Below are 16,065 nucleotides of genomic sequence, written 5' to 3'. Positions count from 1 at the left end.
GCTTACGGGTCACTTCATGTGACCCAAATTCGCCTCGCTCATATCCAATTCCGCCAGCACCTCCCTCAATACGTCATCACCAATCTGGTGGTGACGGCTCAAGCTGTACAACTCCAACCGTTGCGCGCGCAGAGCCTTGAGCCGCAGCTTGCGCTCAAGCAGGTCCATTTGCTGCGCCAGCGCCTGAGCTTCAGCCGAATCGTTGAAGACTTCCAATTGATGGCGATATTCCGACATCAGCCGTGCCTTCAGTTCGGTAGCCAATGCCGCCTGGGCGGCGTCCGGCGTTTCGGCCTCGGCTGGCTCGTCGGCCTCCAGTGCATGAATCGCGGCCACGGCGGTCTTTTTCCAGGCTTCGCGCACTTCTTTGTGGCGTTTTTCATCCGGGCTATTCTCGACGCCGCGTAACAGCAGCGGCAGCGCGATACAGGCAGCGACCAGTGATAACAGGATCACACCGGCAGCGATAAAGATCAGCAGGTCACGCTCAGGGAAATCCTGGCCAGGCGCCAACAGCAAGGGCACCGACATGACGCCCGCCAGGGTCACCGCACCGCGTACACCGCCGACGGTCAACAACCAGCAGGAACGGGCCGTCGGCACCAGGGTCAGCGCGCTTTTGCCACGTAGCCTGCGCAGCAACCCTGACAGCCGCCAGATGCTTTGCACCCAGATGAAGCGCAATACCACCAGCACCAGAAAGATCGCCACCACATCCAGGCAGCGATACATCAAGGTGGGCCACAGCGTGGTTTCATGGCTGACCACGGCCTTGATGATGTCTGGCAGTTGCAGACCGAGCAGCAGGAAGATCAGGCCGTTAAAGGCAAACTCCAGCAACGACCACACGCTGCGGTTGAGCAGGCGCGTGCTGGTCTGGCGCGGCAGCAGGTCGAGCCAGCTTTGCATCATGCCCGCTGCCACCGCCGAGAGGATGCCGGACGCGCCCAGGCGTTCAGCCAGTACGTACGCAGCAAAGGGCAGCAACAACATGAACACCACATGGGTCGCCGGGTCGTCCCAACCGCGCGCGATCATCCAGGCGCGCAGGCGGCCGACCAGCCAGCTCAACGCCACACCGATCGCCAGCCCGCCCACCGCCACTAACACAAACGTCAGGCTGGCATCCGCCAGGGAAAAGACCCCGGTCAACGCAGCGGCCAGGGCGAACTTGAAAGTCACGAGGCCCGACGCGTCATTCATCAAGGCCTCGCCCTGGAGCATGTGCATCAGCGGCTTGGGCAAACGGTTCTGGGAAATGGCCGACACCGCCACAGCGTCCGTCGGCGAGAGCACCGCTGCCAGGGCAAAGGCCACCGGCAAGGGGATCGAGGGCAGCAACCAATGAATGAAGTAACCGGCGCCCACCACGGTGAACAGCACCAGCCCCACCGCCAATGTCAGGATCGGGCCACGCAGGTGCCACAACTCACGCTTGGGCATGCGCCAACCATCGGAAAACAACAGTGGCGGCAGGAACAGAAACAGGAACAGCTCAGGGTCCAGCGCCACATGCAGCCCCAACGTGGGCCAGGCCAGCAAGGCGCCGGCGGCGATCTGCACCAGGGGCAAGGGCAGTGGAATGATGCGCCCGATCAGGCGCGAAAAGCTGACCAGCATCAGCAGGATAAGAACGGTGTAGGCGGTTTGCATAACGCGGGTTTCCCGGACAATCGGCTTGCAACGACACATCAGGCAACAACTGGCCGTTGAAGTGCCATATTACCCGGCTATGTTACCTGGCTATGTTACTCGCCTATGCTGCGCACTGGCACTTTGCACAAAAGTCGCACGCTGTTGACGAGCGGCGCCGAAACCCGCTGGTCGTGGCATAATCGGCGATCTTTCATTTTCATACGTCCAAAGGGGGGCAATTCCTTGAGTGCTTCAAGCAAAACCTTGCACCTTTTCGGCATCAAAGCCTGCGACACCATGAAAAAGGCGCGCACCTGGCTCGATGAGCACGGGGTGAGCTATGAGTTCCATGACTACAAAACGGCCGGTATCGACCGCGAACACTTGACCCAATGGTGCAACGAGCACGGTTGGCAGGTGGTTTTGAACCGTGCGGGCACCACCTTTCGCAAACTCGAAGACGAACGCAAAGCCGATCTCGATCAGTCGAAAGCCATTGAATTGATGCTCGCACAACCCTCGATGATCAAGCGCCCGGTGCTCGATCTCGGTGACAGAACCCTGATTGGCTTCAAGCCAGATAGTTATTCGGCGGCCCTCAAGTAGGCCAGCCTTCCATTTTTGTAGAGGTAACAGCATGTCCAATTCCCTGTTCAGCCTGGGCTTCGGCGTCGGCACTCAGAACCGCCAAGGTGCTTGGCTGGAAGTGTTTTACGCACAACCCTTGCTCAACCCGTCGGCTGAAATCGTTGCCGCCATCGCACCGATCCTCGGTTACACCGAAGGCAACCAGGCGATCACCTTCACCGTGAGCCAGGCCCTGCAACTGGCCGACGCGCTCAAAGGCGTCGATGCTGCCCAGGCCGCCCTGCTCAGCCGCCTGGCTGAAAGCCACACGCCGCTGGTCGCGACCTTGCTGGCCGAAGACGCCGCACTGACCTCCACGCCTGAGGCCTACCTCAAGCTGCACCTGCTGTCCCATCGCCTGGTCAAGCCCCACGGCCTGAGCCTGGCCGGTGTGTTCCCGCAGTTGCCGAACGTGGCCTGGACCAGCCAGGGCGCTATCGACATCAATGAACTGGCCGAGCGCCAACTGGAAGCGCGCCTGCGTGGCGACCTGCTGGAAGTGTTCTCGGTGGACAAGTTCCCGAAAATGACCGACTACGTCGTACCGGCTGGCGTGCGTATCGCTGACGCTGCACGTATCCGTCTGGGCGCCTACGTGGGCGAAGGCACCACCGTGATGCACGAAGGCTTCGTCAACTTCAACGCGGGCACCGAAGGCCCGGGCATGATCGAAGGTCGCGTATCGGCGGGCGTATTCGTCGGCAAGGGCTCGGACCTGGGCGGCGGTTGCTCCACCATGGGCACCCTGTCGGGCGGCGGCAATATTGTGATCAAGGTGGGCGAAGGCTGCCTGATCGGCGCCAACGCCGGTACCGGTATCCCATTGGGCGACCGCAACACCGTGGAGTCGGGCCTCTACATCACCGCCGGCACCAAGGTTGCCCTGCTGGACGAGCAGAACCAACTGGTCAAGGTGGTCAAGGCACGCGAGTTGGCTGGCCAGCCGGACCTGCTGTTCCGTCGTAACTCCGAGACCGGTGCCGTGGAGTGTAAAACCCACAAATCGGCCATCGAACTGAACGAAGCGCTGCACGCTCACAACTAAGCAGCCACTCGATGCCACTAGCGGGCCGCACCCTCGGGGGCGGCCCGCTTATACGAGTCTTGATCACCATGCTTGTGCCCTCCCCCTGGCGCGCCGACTTCCCGGCCATCGCCACCCTGCAACGGCAAGACCAGATCTATCTGGACAGCGCCGCCACCACGCAAAAACCCCAAGCCCTGCTGGATGCCATCAATCATTACTACGCCAATGGCGCAGCGAATGTGCACCGTGCCCAGCATTTGCCCGGGGCCCATGCTACCCAGGCCTTTGAAGACAGCCGCAGCAAGGTCGCGCAGTGGTTGAACGCAGGTGACAGCGGGCAGGTTGTGTTTACCCACGGCGCAACGTCTGCGCTGAACCTCCTGGCCTATGGCCTGGAACACTTATTCAATGCGGGCGATGAGATTGCCATCAGCGCCCTGGAACACCACGCCAACCTGTTGCCCTGGCAGCAATTGGCCAAACGCCGCGCGCTCACGCTGGTGGTATTACCCCTGGACGATGAAGGCGTAATCGACCTGGACGCCGCGGCCCGCTTGATTGGCCCGCGCACGCGCCTGCTGGCGGTGAGCCAGTTGTCCAACGTGCTCGGTGCCTGGCAGCCGCTGCAAGCCTTGCTGGCGCTGGCCCAGGCACATGGCGCCCTCACGGTGGTGGACGGCGCCCAAGGCATCGTCCATGGCCGCCACGACGTACAGGCCCTGGGCTGCGACTTCTACGTGTTCTCCAGCCACAAACTCTACGGCCCGGACGGCGTCGGCGTGCTGTATGGCCGTAATGAGGCCCTGCACCACCTGCGCCACTGGCAGTTCGGCGGCGAGATGGTGCAACAGGCCGACTACCACAGCGCCAGCTTTCGCCCCGCGCCGCTGGGCTTTGAAGCCGGCACCCCACCGATTGCCAGCGTGATCGGCCTGGGCGCGAGCCTGGATTACCTGAGCTCGCTGGATGCCTCGGCGGTGATCGCCCACGAAGCCGCCCTGCATGACTACCTGCTGCGTGGGCTTAAGGCACGCAATGGCGTGCGCGTGCTGGGATCGCCGCAGGTGGCGCTGGTGAGTTTTGTGGTGGAGGGCGTGCACAACGCCGACCTCGCCCACCTGCTGACCGAGCAAGGCATTGCAGTGCGTGCCGGTCATCACTGCGCGATGCCATTGTTGAAGGCAATGCATCTGTCAGGCGCTATCCGCGTTTCCCTGGCGCTCTACAACGATTCCGACGACCTGGAACGCTTTTTTGAAGCGCTGGACCAGGCGCTGGACATGCTGCGATGAGCTTGCCGCTGGAGGCACAAGCCGCGCTGGAAGCCTTCCAGGCCGTGGGCAGCTGGGAGCAGCGCGCACGGATGCTGATGCAATGGGGTGAACGCTTGCCCGCCCTGGCTGATGACGAAAAGGTCGATGCTAACCTGGTGCAAGGTTGCGAAAGCCTGGTGTGGCTGGTGGGGCGCTTGCAGGATGGCCATTGGCAGTTTGCTGCGAGCAGCGAGGCACGGATGATTCGCGGGTTGGTGGCGTTGCTGCTGGCACGGGTCAATGGGTTGTCGGCTGATCAATTGCAAGCGGTCGACCTGCCTGGCTGGTTCAATCAACTGGGCCTGTCGCGCCAACTATCGCCGTCGCGCAGCAATGGCTTGAATGCCGTACTGCAACGCATGCGAGACCTGACGCGTACACAGAAATAATGTGGGAGCTGGCTTGCCTGCGATAGCCATAGGTATCTACATAACTCTGTTAGCTCAACGGTAACCACGATGCGAAGCGAGCCGCTCTTGATCTGCTTTTGATCTTAGGCGCCCCGTTAAACCACGCTGGCCGGAATTCGACAGGGATTTGGGGGGTAAACCGGCAGGGATGCCGGTTTAGCCGCCCCGCGCCATGGATGGCGCGTGGCGGCGGCCCCCCAAATCACTGGCGGATTACGGGCACACCGAGCCTAAGCGAGGTGCCGAGTGGTGGGGCAAGAGCGTTTTGCTTACTTTTGCGCTTTTCAAAAGTGAGCCGCTGTAAAAGCGGAACCCTAAGTGGCCGCTACCGCAGGAATGGATATGTACACGGTCCAACTGTGTTGACTGTCAGGCCGTCTTCGCAGGCAAGCCAGCTCCCACATTGGATCGCGGGGCATCAGTTATATCTGTGTCGGCTGCCAGGCCGTCACGGGAGCAAGCTCCCTCGCCACAGATTTAGCGTCGTGCCGAAGTTGTGTAGATACCTATGCTGCGATAGCGGCGAATCAGTCAGTATTTTCAGTGGCTGACACACCGCTATCGCAGGCAAGCCAGCTCCCACAATCTGGATCTATGTTCGGCAATGAGATTTAGCTGGGTTTGATGCGCTCCGACGGCCTGCGCACTCCCGCCACAATCTTGTCCACCGCCTTGGTCGCCGCCACCATGCCGAACGTGGCGGTGACCATCATCACCGCGCCAAACCCTCCCGCGCAGTCAAGCTTGACCCCGTCGCCGACAAAACTCTTCTGCAAACAGATACTGCCATCGGGTTTGGGATAGCGCAGTTGTTCGGTGGAAAACACGCAGGGCACGCTGTAATGACGGGTCACCGTGCGCGAAAAGCCATAATCGCGGCGCAAGGTAGAGCGTACTTTCGACGCCAGCGGATCATTGAAGGTGCGGTTCAGGTCGCATACCTGGATCAGCGTGGGGTCAATCTGCCCGCCGGCACCGCCAGTAGTGATGATCTGGATCTTGCGACGCTTGCACCAGGCAATCAGCGCCGCCTTGGCGTTGACCGCGTCGATGCAGTCGATCACGCAGTCGATAGTCGGGGTGATGTACTCGGCCATGGTGTCGCGGGTGACGAAGTCTGCCACCGCGTGCACGGTGCACTCAGGATTAATACCGCGCAAACGCTCGGCCATCACTTCGACCTTGGGCTTGCCCACGGTGCTGTCCAAGGCATGCAACTGGCGGTTGCTGTTGCTGACGCAGACATCGTCCAGGTCAAACAGCGAAATCTCGCCCACCCCGCAGCGGGCAATCGCTTCCGCCGCCCAGGAACCCACGCCGCCGACGCCGACAATCGCCACATGGGCCGCTTTCAAGCGCTCCAGGCCCTCAAGCCCGTACAAGCGGGCGACGCCTGCAAACCGCGGATCTTCTGTACTCATCATCATTACCCCAAAAACCGGCGCGCATTATAGGGCTACGGAGCGGCAAGTTTTAAGCTACAAGTTACAAGTGAAGAACTTAGATGGAGTTTCGCAGACTAACGTCCGGCTTTTCTCTGTCTGCTGTACGCTCAGGGAAGCGCCAGTGTAGGATGCGCGCCGTTCGGCGCAGGCCGACACCTCTTTCGTTCCGCACCCTTTGGAACCCGACATAACCATGGCATCGCGTAAATTTGGACTCAACCTGGTGGTGGTGCTGGCAATTGCCGCGCTGTTCACCGGTTTCTGGGCGCTGATCAACCGCCCGGTCACCGCTCCCAACTGGCCCGATCAGATCTCCGGTTTTTCCTACTCGCCGTTCCAGCAAGGCCAGTACCCGCAGAAAGGCCAGTACCCTACCGACGAACAGATGCGTCAGGACCTTGCGATCATGAGCAAGCTGACGGACAACATCCGTACCTACTCGGTGGACGGCCCCCTGGGGGATATACCCAAGCTGGCCGAAGAGTTTGGCCTGCGCGTGACCCTGGGGATCTGGATCAGCCCGGACCTTGAGCGTAACGAGCGGGAGATCCAGCGCGCTATCGAGATCGCCAACACCTCGCGCAGCGTCGTGCGCGTAGTGGTGGGCAACGAAGCGTTGTTCCGTGAAGAAATCACCCCCGAAGCCCTGATCGTGCTGCTCGACCGCGTGCGCGCCGCCGTGAAAGTCCCGGTGACCACCTCCGAGCAATGGCACATCTGGGAAAAGAACCCGCAACTGGCCAAGCACGTCGACCTGATCGCCGCGCACATCCTGCCGTTCTGGGAATACATCCCAATGGACAAGGCCGGCCAGTACGTTCTCGACCGCGCCAAGGACCTGAAGAAAGCCTTCCCGAAAAAGCCACTGCTGCTATCGGAAGTGGGCTGGCCGAGCAACGGCCGTATGCGCGGTGGCAATGAGTCGTCGCCGGCCGACCAGGCGATTTACCTGCGTACGCTGGTCAACAAGCTCAACCGCCAGGGTTACAACTACTTTGTGATCGAGGCCTTCGACCAGCCGTGGAAGGTCAGCGACGAAGGGTCGGCGGGTGCGTATTGGGGTGTATTCAATGCCGCGCGCCAGCAGAAATTCAATTTTGACGGCCCGGTGGTGGCGATTCCGCAATGGCGGGTACTGGCCATCGGTTCGGTGGTGCTTGCGCTGCTGTCCCTGACCCTGTTGATGATCGACGGCTCGGCCCTGCGCCAGCGGGGCCGTACCTTCCTGACCTTCATTGCGTTCCTGTGCGGGTCGGTGCTGGTCTGGATCGGCTACGACTACAGCCAGCAATACAGCACCTGGTTCAGCGTGACGGTCGGGGTGTTGCTGGCACTCGGCGCCCTGGGCGTGTTCATTGTGTTGCTGACCGAAGCCCATGAGCTGGCAGAAGCGGTGTGGACCCACAAGCGCCGGCGTGAATTCCTGCCCGTGGAAGGCGACTCGGACTACCGCCCGAAAGTGTCGATCCACGTGCCGTGCTACAACGAGCCACCGGAAATGGTCAAGCAGACCCTCGACGCCCTGGCCGCCCTCGACTATCCGGATTATGAAGTCCTGATCATCGACAACAACACCAAGGACCCGGCGGTGTGGGAGCCGGTGCGCGACTACTGCGAAACCCTCGGCCCGCGCTTCAAGTTCTTCCACGTCGCGCCCCTGGCCGGTTTCAAGGGCGGCGCGCTGAACTACCTGATCCCGCACACCGCCAAGGATGCCGAAGTGATCGCAGTGATCGACTCGGACTACTGCGTATCGCCGAACTGGCTCAAGCACATGGTGCCGCACTTCGCCGACCCGAAAATCGCCGTGGTGCAGTCGCCCCAGGATTACCGCGACCAGAACGAAAGCACCTTCAAGAAGCTCTGCTACGCCGAATACAAAGGCTTCTTCCATATCGGCATGGTCACCCGTAACGACCGTGACGCGATCATCCAGCACGGCACCATGACCATGACCCGCCGCTCGGTGCTTGAAGAGCTGGGCTGGGCCGACTGGTGCATCTGTGAAGACGCCGAACTGGGCCTGCGCGTGTTCGAAAAAGGCCTGTCTGCGGCGTACTACCACGACAGCTACGGCAAGGGTTTGATGCCGGATACCTTTATCGATTTCAAGAAACAGCGTTTCCGCTGGGCCTATGGCGCGATCCAGATCATCAAGCGCCACACCGCCAGCCTGTTGCGCGGTAAAGACACCGAACTGACCCGTGGCCAGCGCTACCACTTCCTTGCGGGCTGGTTGCCGTGGGTGGCCGACGGCATGAACATCTTCTTTACCGTCGGCGCCCTGTTGTGGTCTGCGGCGATGATCATCGTGCCGACTCGGGTCGACCCGCCATTGCTGATTTTCGCGATCCCGCCGTTGGCGTTGTTTGTGTTCAAAGTCGGCAAGATCATCTTCCTCTATCGTCGTGCGGTAGGTGTGAACTTGAAAGATGCGTTCTGCGCGGCACTGGCCGGGTTGGCGCTGTCTCATACCATCGCCAAAGCGGTGTTGTACGGCTTCTTCACCAGCAGCATTCCGTTCTTTCGTACACCGAAAAACGCGGATAACCACGGCTTCTGGGTGGCGATTTCCGAAGCCCGCGAAGAAATGTTCATCATGCTGCTGCTATGGGGCGCGGCGCTGGGGATCTACCTGGTGCAAGGCCTGCCGAGCAATGACATTCGCTTCTGGGTGGTAATGTTGCTGGTACAGTCGCTGCCGTACGTGGCGGCGCTGATCATGGCGTTCTTGTCGTCGCTGCCCAAACCTTCGACGGCGCTTGAGGCTGCGCCGGCGGCGTAAAAAGTCACGCGATGCACTAAACGGCGGCCTTTGGCCGCCGTTTTGCTATAAGATAACGGCCCTTTTGCGTGCCTTACACCCATCACTGTAGGAGCGAGCTTGCTCGCGAAAATCGTTAACGATAACGCGGGCATCCTGAATGCACGCGGTGCCCTTGAGTTTTTCGCGAGCGAGCTCGCTCCTACAGTTAGAACGTCGCCGCCTCGATTTCCGGAGTTCCCCCCATGACGGCCCATGCCGACCTTTCGCCGACCCTTCAACTTGCCATCGACCTGATCCGTCGCCCGTCGGTCACACCGATCGATGCCGATTGCCAGAAGCTGATGATGCAGCGCCTGGGCGACGCCGGTTTTGCGCTTGAACCGATGCGCATCGAAGATGTGGACAACTTCTGGGCCACCCACGGCAAGCACGAAGGCCCGGTGCTGTGTTTTGCCGGTCACACCGACGTGGTGCCGACCGGCCCGGTACAGGCCTGGCAGAACGACCCGTTCGACGCGTTGATCGATGACAACGGCATGCTCTGCGGCCGTGGGGCGGCGGACATGAAAGGCAGCCTGGCGGCGATGCTGGTGGCGGCGGAACGTTTCGTCAGCGACTACCCGGACCACAAGGGTTCGGTCGCCTTCCTGATCACCAGCGACGAAGAAGGCCCGGCGCACCACGGCACCAAGGCCGTGATCGAACGCCTGGCCGCACGCAACGAGCGCCTGGACTGGTGCATCGTCGGCGAACCGTCGAGCACCAGCCTGGTGGGCGACGTGGTCAAGAACGGCCGCCGAGGCTCCCTTGGCGCCACCTTGACCGTGCGCGGTGTACAGGGCCATGTGGCTTACCCGCATCTGGCAAAGAACCCGATCCACCTGTCCGCACCGGCCCTGGCCGAACTCGCTGCCGAGCATTGGGATGACGGCAACGCGTTCTTCCCGCCAACCAGTTTCCAGATTTCCAACCTCAACTCCGGTACTGGCGCCACCAATGTGATCCCGGGTGACCTGACGGCGGTGTTCAACTTCCGTTTTTCCACCGAATCCACCGTCGAGGGCCTGCAACAACGCGTCGCGGCCATTCTCGACAAACATGGCCTGGACTGGCACGTGGAGTGGGCGCTGTCGGGCCTGCCGTTCCTCACCGAGCCAGGCGCTCTGTTGGATGCAGTGTCGGCCAGCATCCTGGCGATCACCGGGCGCGAGACCCAGGCGTCTACCAGTGGCGGTACTTCCGATGGGCGCTTCATTGCAACGTTGGGCACCCAGGTGGTCGAACTGGGCCCGGTGAACGCGACGATCCACCAGGTCAACGAACGCATCCTGGCCAGCGACCTCGACGTGCTGACCGAAATCTATTACCAGACCCTGATCAAGTTGCTCGCCTGATGCTTGCCTGCCCCATTTGCAGTGCACCGCTCAATACCGTGGACAATGGCGTGGCGTGCCCGGCCGGGCACCGCTTCGACCGCGCGCGCCAGGGTTATTTGAACCTGTTGCCGGTGCAGCACAAGAACAGCCGCGACCCAGGCGACAACCTGGCCATGGTCGAGGCGCGCCGCGACTTCCTCAACGCTGGCCACTATGCGCCAGTGGCCAAGCGCCTGGCCGAACTGGCCGCCGAGCGTGCACCGCAGCGCTGGGTCGACATTGGGTGTGGCGAGGGTTACTACACCGCGCAAATTGCCCAGGCCCTACCCCACGCCGATGGCTATGCCCTGGATATCTCCAAGGAAGCGGTCAAGCGCGCGTGCAAACGCAACCCGGCGCTGACCTGGTTGATCGCCAGCATGGCCCGCGTGCCATTGGCCGATGCCAGCTGCCAGTTCCTCGCCAGCGTGTTCAGCCCGTTGGACTGGCAAGAGGCCAAGCGCCTGCTCAGTCCCGGCGGTGGTTTGATGAAGGTCGGCCCGACCAGCGGCCACTTGATGGAACTGCGCGAGCGTCTTTACGACGAGGTACGCGAGTACACCGACGACAAACACCTGGCCCTGGTGCCGGACGGTATGAGCCTTGCTCACAGTGAAACCCTGGAATTCACCCTGAGCCTGGCCGAACCCCAGGACCGCGCCAACCTGCTGGCGATGACGCCCCACGGCTGGCGGGCCAGTGCCGAGCGCCGCCACGAGGTGATCGAGGCGGCCGAGCCGCTGCAGGTCACGGTGTCGATGCGTTACGATTATTTCGTGCTTCAATGACTGACGTTCACCCATCCGCGAATGGATTTTCGAATCCCGCAACGAGGAACATCCATGCGCCAACCCGATATTGAGATTTACCTGAAGGACGCCGACGTCGATCACAAGGCCATCGCTGCCTGGCTGGGCGCCGCACTCGGCCCGTGTACCGACTGGGTCCAGAAAGGCCAGACCTACAAGTGCAAGGCCGGCAGCGTGCCGGTGACCTGGCTGCCCAAGGCGGTGGGCAAATGGAACAGCCTGTACCTGGAAAGCGACCAGACCCCGTGGGACGACGACATCGCCTGCGCCCGCGCCGCGTTTGCCGCGCTGAACGTCGAAGTGCGTTGCGCGCCGGGCACCTGGGTTGAGGAAGAAGGTGAGGAAAGTGCCGACACCTGGATTCGCATCAGCGAAGACGGTGAAGAACAGATCACCTGGAAGACCGCCTGAAGATCGTTCCCGCGCTCTGCGTGGGAAAGTAGCCTGGGACGCTCTGCGTCCCAAAGCGTGACGCGGAGCGTCACAAGAGGCGTTTCCACGCAGAGCGTGGGAACGATCAAACAAAGTTGTTACAGGCCCACCACATCCTCCGCCTGCAAGCCCTTCTCGCCCGTCACCACGGCGTACTCCACCTGCTGGCCCTCGGCCAACGAACGGTGGCCTTCACCGCGAATGGCGCGGTAGTGCACAAACACATCCTTGCCATCCTCACGCTGGATAAAGCCGTAGCCCTTTGCATCGTTGAACCACTTCACATTGCCGGTTTCGCGCGTTGACATCTGTTCACTCCCACTGGTTTTTTATTGTTGAGTCGCTCGCATTGAACTGCCGAGTATAAGACAGGCTCAAAAACCATCAACTCAACTTTACATCGCTGCTTTTTTGCCGATTTTCGGCGAATACGGCACACTACCCGCCCGAGCGCCTGCTCGGTTTTTTCCACTTGAAGCAGCTCGCCTATGACCCGCTCCCCGTTCCGCCGTCTGGTGTTCGGCACCTTGCGCCGACTGTTGTACCTCTGGGTTCGCTCGGAGACGATCAACCAGTCGTCCCTAACCCTCAACCTGGACCGCAGCCGGCCGGTTTTCTACGTCCTGCAATCACCCTCCCTCACCGAGTTGGCGGTGGTCGATGCCGAGTGCACCAAGGCTGGCCTGCCACGTCCGGTGCTGCCGGTGTCGGTGGGGCCGTTGATGGAGCCTGCGGCGTTCTTCTACCTCACGCCAGACCCGGATTGGCTCGGCCGCCAGGACAAGCGCGGTGCGCCGCCGACCCTGACGCGCCTGGTCAACACCCTCACTGAACACGCCGAAGAGAATGCACAAATCATTCCGGTCAGTGTGTTCTGGGGCCAATCCCCCGAAAGCGAGTCCAGCCCGTGGAAGCTGTTGTTCGCCGACAGCTGGGCGGTCACCGGGCGTCTACGCCGGTTGTTGAGCATCCTGATCCTGGGGCGCAAGACCCGCGTGCAATTCTCCGCGCCTATCAACCTGCGTGAATTGATCGAGCACAATAAAGGCCACGAACGCACCGTACGCATGGCCCAGCGCATCCTGCGTGTGCACTTCCGTAACCTGAAGACGGCAGTGATCGGCCCCGACCTGTCCCACCGGCGTAATCTGGTCAAGGGCCTGGTCAATATGCCGCTGGTACGCCAAGCCATTGCGGATGAAGCCGAACGCGAAAAGATCGCCCCGGAAAAAGCCAAGGCCCTGGCCCTGCGCTATGGCAACGAGATTGCCTCGGATTACACCTACACCGCGATCCGCTTCCTGGAAGTGGTATTGAGCTGGTTCTGGAACAAGATCTACGACGGTATCAAGGTCAATAACATCGAGGGCGTGCAAAAGGTGGCCCAAGGCTACGAGGTGATCTACGTGCCTTGCCACCGCAGCCACATCGACTATCTGCTGCTGTCCTACCTGCTGTTCAAGAACGGCCTGACCCCGCCGCACATCGCCGCCGGCATCAACCTCAACATGCCGGTGATCGGCAGCCTGCTGCGCCGTGGCGGTGCGTTTTTCATGCGCCGCACCTTCAAGGGCAACCCTTTGTACACCTCGGTGTTCAACGAATACCTGCACACCCTGTTTACCAAGGGTTTCCCGGTGGAATACTTCGTCGAAGGCGGGCGCTCGCGCACCGGGCGCATGCTGCAACCGAAAACCGGCATGCTGGCGATCACCTTGCGCAGCTTCCTGCGTTCCTCGCGCATGCCCATCGTGTTCGTGCCGGTGTATATCGGCTATGAGCGCGTGCTCGAAGGCCGCACTTACCTGGGCGAACTGCGTGGCGCGAGCAAGAAGAAAGAGTCGATCTTCGATATTTTCAAAGTGGTCGGCGCGCTCAAGCAGCGCTTCGGCCAAGTGGCGGTCAACTTCGGTGAGCCGATCAAGCTGGCGGAGTTCCTCGACGCCGAGCAACCGGACTGGCGCGCCCAGGAACTGGGGCCGAACTACAAACCGGCGTGGCTCAACGAGACCACCAATCGCCTCGGCGAACAGGTGGCGCGCCACTTGAACGAAGCCGCTGCGGTGAACCCGGTGAACCTGGTCGCGCTGGCGCTACTGTCCACCACTCGCCTGGCGCTGGATGAACAGGCCATGGCCCGCCAACTGGACCTGTACCTGGCGTTGTTGCGTCGTGTGCCCTACTCGCCCCATACCACTTTGCCGGATGGCGATGGCCTGGCGCTGATCAAGCACGTCAAGGACATGAACCTGTTGTCCGAACAGAGCGACGCCTTGGGCAAAATCGTTTATCTGGATGAGCAGAATGCCGTCCTGATGACCTACTACCGCAACAATGTGCTGCACATCTTCGCCCTGCCAGCGCTGCTGGCGAGCTTCTTCCAGAGCAGTTCGCGCATGACCCGCGAACAGATCCTGCGCTACACCCACGCGCTCTACCCGTACCTGCAATCGGAGCTGTTTATCCGTTGGTCGCTGGAGGATCTGGACAGCGTGGTGGACCAGTGGCTGGACGCGTTTGTCGAACAAGGCCTGCTGCGTTTCGAAAACGCCGTATACCTGCGCCCGGCGCCGAGTTCGCGGCACTTTGTGCTGCTGACGCTGCTGTCCAAGAGCATCGCCCAGACCCTGCAACGTTTCTACATGGCGATCTCGTTACTGCTCAACAGCGGCCAGAACAGCATCAGCGCCGAAGAGCTGGAAGACCTGTGCACGATCATGGCCCAGCGCCTGTCGATCCTGCACGGCCTCAATGCCCCGGAATTCTTCGACAAGAGTCTTTTCCGACATTTTATCCAGACGTTGCTGGAGCAAGATGTGCTGCGCCGCGATGAAGCCGGCAAGCTGGGCTATCACGACCTGCTCGGCGAACTGGCCGAAGGCGCCGCCAAACGCGTACTGCCGGCGGATATTCGCCTGTCGATCCGCCAAGTTGCCTTGCACCGCGTGGACGGCGCAGCCGAGGCTGCGGCCGAACCGGTTGCCGTCAATCCTGAAGCACAGCGCTAGACTGATTGAGGCGCCGGGCGGATTCCGGCGCCGTTGAAAAGGAGCCGCACCTTGAAAAAACTCATCCTCCTGGGCCTGACCGCCCTGCTCGGAGCCTGCCACTCGATGACCCCAACCCCGAAGGCCAGCCTCGACGGCGAAGTGTTCTACCTGCAACGCATCGCCCTGCCGCCAGCCGCCACCTTGAGTGTCAGCCTGCAGGACGTGTCCCTGATGGACGCCCCGGCCGTGCCCCTCGCCGAACAGAAAGGCCCGGTCAAAGGCCAGGTGCCGCTGCCGTTTCACCTGAGCTATGACCCGGCCCAGGTTAAGCCAGGCCACACATACTCGGTCAGCGCTCGCATCGAGCTGGACGGCAAGCTACTGTTTATCACCACCGAGCGGCACACCGTGCAGCTCAACGGCCAGGACCCACAACCGCTGCGCCTGCGCGTGGATGCGGCTGCACACTGATCATTCCCACTTCATAAGGAAGCGCCCATGCTCCGCAAATCTCTTCGCCTCACCGCCCTGTGTGCTGGCTTGCTATTCGGCGCCAGCGCCATGGCCCTGGATCTCGGCAGCCTGTCTCAGGGTGACGCCAGCGGCGGCCTCAAGGATGCCTTGACCCAAGGTGCACAGATTGCTGTGAAACAGCTCGGGACGCCCGGTGGTTTCAGCAACAACCCGGACGTGAAGATCGGCCTGCCGGGCAAACTCGGCAAAGTCGCCGACAAGTTGAAAATGTTCGGCATGGGTGACCAGGTCACGCAGCTGGAAACCAGCATGAACAAGGCAGCGGAAACCGCCGTGACTCAGGCCCAGCCGATCCTGGTCAACGCTGTGAAGAACATGAGCGTGACCGACGCCAAGGGCATTCTCAGCGGTGGCCAGGACTCCGCCACCCAGTACCTGAACAAAAGCAGCCGTGAAGAGATTCGCGCCAAGTTCCTGCCTATCGTCAAGGCCGCCACCGACAAAGTCGGCGTGGCCCAGCAGTACAACGCCCTCGCCGGCAAGGCCGCGGCCTTTGGCGCGGTGGACGCCAAGAGCGCCAACGTTGAGAACTACGTGACCGAGCAGGCCCTGGATGGTTTGTTCAAGATGATTGCGCAGCAGGAAGAAACGATTCGCAAGAATCCAGCGGCTGCGGCTACCAGCTTGGCCAAGAAGGTGTTTGGCGCGCTGTAAAACCTGC

The 16,065-nt window shown here is 61.4% G+C and carries 14 protein-coding genes; 11 read left to right on the top strand and 3 right to left on the bottom strand.

Annotation, left to right across the window (positions count from 1 at the left end):
• Nucleotides 1–9 precede the first annotated feature (9 nt).
• A complete protein-coding gene (locus ACP7CZ_RS05290) occupies nucleotides 10–1,653 on the bottom strand; it encodes a Na+/H+ antiporter (RefSeq protein WP_294170707.1) in 1,644 nt (547 codons plus the stop codon).
• A gap of 279 nt (nucleotides 1,654–1,932) precedes the next feature.
• On the opposite strand from ACP7CZ_RS05290, the gene ACP7CZ_RS05285 reads away from it, so the two are divergent.
• The 4 genes from ACP7CZ_RS05285 (at nucleotide 1,933) to ACP7CZ_RS05270 (ending at nucleotide 4,991) form a co-directional block, all read left to right on the top strand.
• Complete coding sequence (locus ACP7CZ_RS05285) at nucleotides 1,933–2,241, top strand: arsenate reductase (RefSeq protein ID WP_229999207.1); 309 nt, start codon at nucleotides 1,933–1,935, stop codon at nucleotides 2,239–2,241.
• Nucleotides 2,242–2,272: 31 nt separating this feature from the next.
• Nucleotides 2,273–3,307: a 2,3,4,5-tetrahydropyridine-2,6-dicarboxylate N-succinyltransferase gene (gene dapD, locus ACP7CZ_RS05280; protein ID WP_034126827.1), complete on the top strand. Its 1,035-nt coding sequence runs from the start codon at nucleotides 2,273–2,275 to the stop codon at nucleotides 3,305–3,307.
• 68 nt (nucleotides 3,308–3,375) lie between these two features.
• Nucleotides 3,376–4,581: an aminotransferase class V-fold PLP-dependent enzyme gene (locus ACP7CZ_RS05275; protein WP_197900957.1), complete on the top strand. Its 1,206-nt coding sequence runs from the start codon at nucleotides 3,376–3,378 to the stop codon at nucleotides 4,579–4,581.
• Nucleotides 4,578–4,991: a SufE family protein gene (locus ACP7CZ_RS05270; protein ID WP_054899095.1), complete on the top strand. Its 414-nt coding sequence runs from the start codon at nucleotides 4,578–4,580 to the stop codon at nucleotides 4,989–4,991. Before ACP7CZ_RS05275 ends, ACP7CZ_RS05270 begins: the two co-directional genes overlap by 4 nt.
• 632 nt (nucleotides 4,992–5,623) lie before the next feature.
• Here ACP7CZ_RS05270 and tcdA read toward each other — a convergent pair.
• Nucleotides 5,624–6,433, bottom strand: coding sequence for a tRNA cyclic N6-threonylcarbamoyladenosine(37) synthase TcdA (gene tcdA, locus ACP7CZ_RS05265; RefSeq protein WP_371262607.1), 810 nt, complete (start codon nucleotides 6,431–6,433; stop codon nucleotides 5,624–5,626).
• Between the two features lie 217 nt (nucleotides 6,434–6,650).
• Here tcdA and ACP7CZ_RS05260 point away from each other — a divergent pair, with 217 nt between their 5' ends.
• The 4 genes from ACP7CZ_RS05260 to ACP7CZ_RS05245 all read left to right on the top strand — a co-directional run bounded on the left by ACP7CZ_RS05260 (nucleotide 6,651) and on the right by ACP7CZ_RS05245 (nucleotide 11,859).
• Nucleotides 6,651–9,242 carry a glycosyltransferase gene (locus ACP7CZ_RS05260; RefSeq protein ID WP_197901036.1) on the top strand — a complete coding sequence of 864 codons (2,592 nt, stop codon included), beginning with the start codon at nucleotides 6,651–6,653 and terminating at the stop codon, nucleotides 9,240–9,242.
• A gap of 224 nt (nucleotides 9,243–9,466) precedes the next feature.
• Nucleotides 9,467–10,618: a succinyl-diaminopimelate desuccinylase gene (gene dapE / locus ACP7CZ_RS05255; RefSeq protein WP_060764510.1), complete on the top strand. Its 1,152-nt coding sequence runs from the start codon at nucleotides 9,467–9,469 to the stop codon at nucleotides 10,616–10,618.
• The gene (locus ACP7CZ_RS05250; protein ID WP_054897127.1) at nucleotides 10,618–11,427 is read left to right on the top strand and encodes a putative RNA methyltransferase; all 810 of its coding nucleotides are present in this window, start codon (nucleotides 10,618–10,620) and stop codon (nucleotides 11,425–11,427) included. The genes dapE and ACP7CZ_RS05250 overlap by 1 nt, the downstream gene beginning before the upstream one ends.
• A gap of 54 nt (nucleotides 11,428–11,481) precedes the next feature.
• A complete protein-coding gene (locus ACP7CZ_RS05245) occupies nucleotides 11,482–11,859 on the top strand; it encodes a hypothetical protein (protein ID WP_034126820.1) in 378 nt (125 codons plus the stop codon).
• Nucleotides 11,860–11,978: 119 nt separating this feature from the next.
• Here ACP7CZ_RS05245 and ACP7CZ_RS05240 read toward each other — a convergent pair whose 3' ends face one another.
• Nucleotides 11,979–12,188 (bottom strand): cold-shock protein, encoded by a 210-nt coding sequence (locus ACP7CZ_RS05240; protein WP_034126819.1) that lies wholly within the window; start codon nucleotides 12,186–12,188, stop codon nucleotides 11,979–11,981.
• A gap of 180 nt (nucleotides 12,189–12,368) precedes the next feature.
• Here ACP7CZ_RS05240 and plsB point away from each other — a divergent pair, with 180 nt between their 5' ends.
• Genes plsB through ACP7CZ_RS05225 form a run of 3 tightly spaced genes read left to right on the top strand, consistent with a single transcriptional unit; the run spans nucleotide 12,369 to nucleotide 16,058 of the window.
• Nucleotides 12,369–14,888, top strand: a complete 2,520-nt coding sequence (gene plsB / locus ACP7CZ_RS05235; protein WP_054897126.1) for a glycerol-3-phosphate 1-O-acyltransferase PlsB — start codon at nucleotides 12,369–12,371, stop codon at nucleotides 14,886–14,888.
• Between the two features lie 51 nt (nucleotides 14,889–14,939).
• On the top strand, nucleotides 14,940–15,341 hold the full coding sequence (locus tag ACP7CZ_RS05230; RefSeq protein WP_054897125.1) for a YbaY family lipoprotein: 402 nt from the start codon (nucleotides 14,940–14,942) through the stop codon (nucleotides 15,339–15,341).
• A 27-nt stretch (nucleotides 15,342–15,368) separates the two neighbouring features.
• On the top strand, nucleotides 15,369–16,058 hold the full coding sequence (locus tag ACP7CZ_RS05225) for a DUF4197 domain-containing protein (protein ID WP_054897124.1): 690 nt from the start codon (nucleotides 15,369–15,371) through the stop codon (nucleotides 16,056–16,058).
• The last annotated feature ends 7 nt before the right edge of the window (nucleotides 16,059–16,065 follow it).

Origin of the sequence: Pseudomonas sp. DWP2-2, assembly GCF_049897065.1 — a bacterium.
GTDB classification, from domain to species: domain Bacteria; phylum Pseudomonadota; class Gammaproteobacteria; order Pseudomonadales; family Pseudomonadaceae; genus Aquipseudomonas; species Aquipseudomonas paracarnis.
The sequence above is the reverse complement of the archived record's forward strand: the minus strand, read 5'-3'. Positions and strand labels throughout refer to the sequence as shown.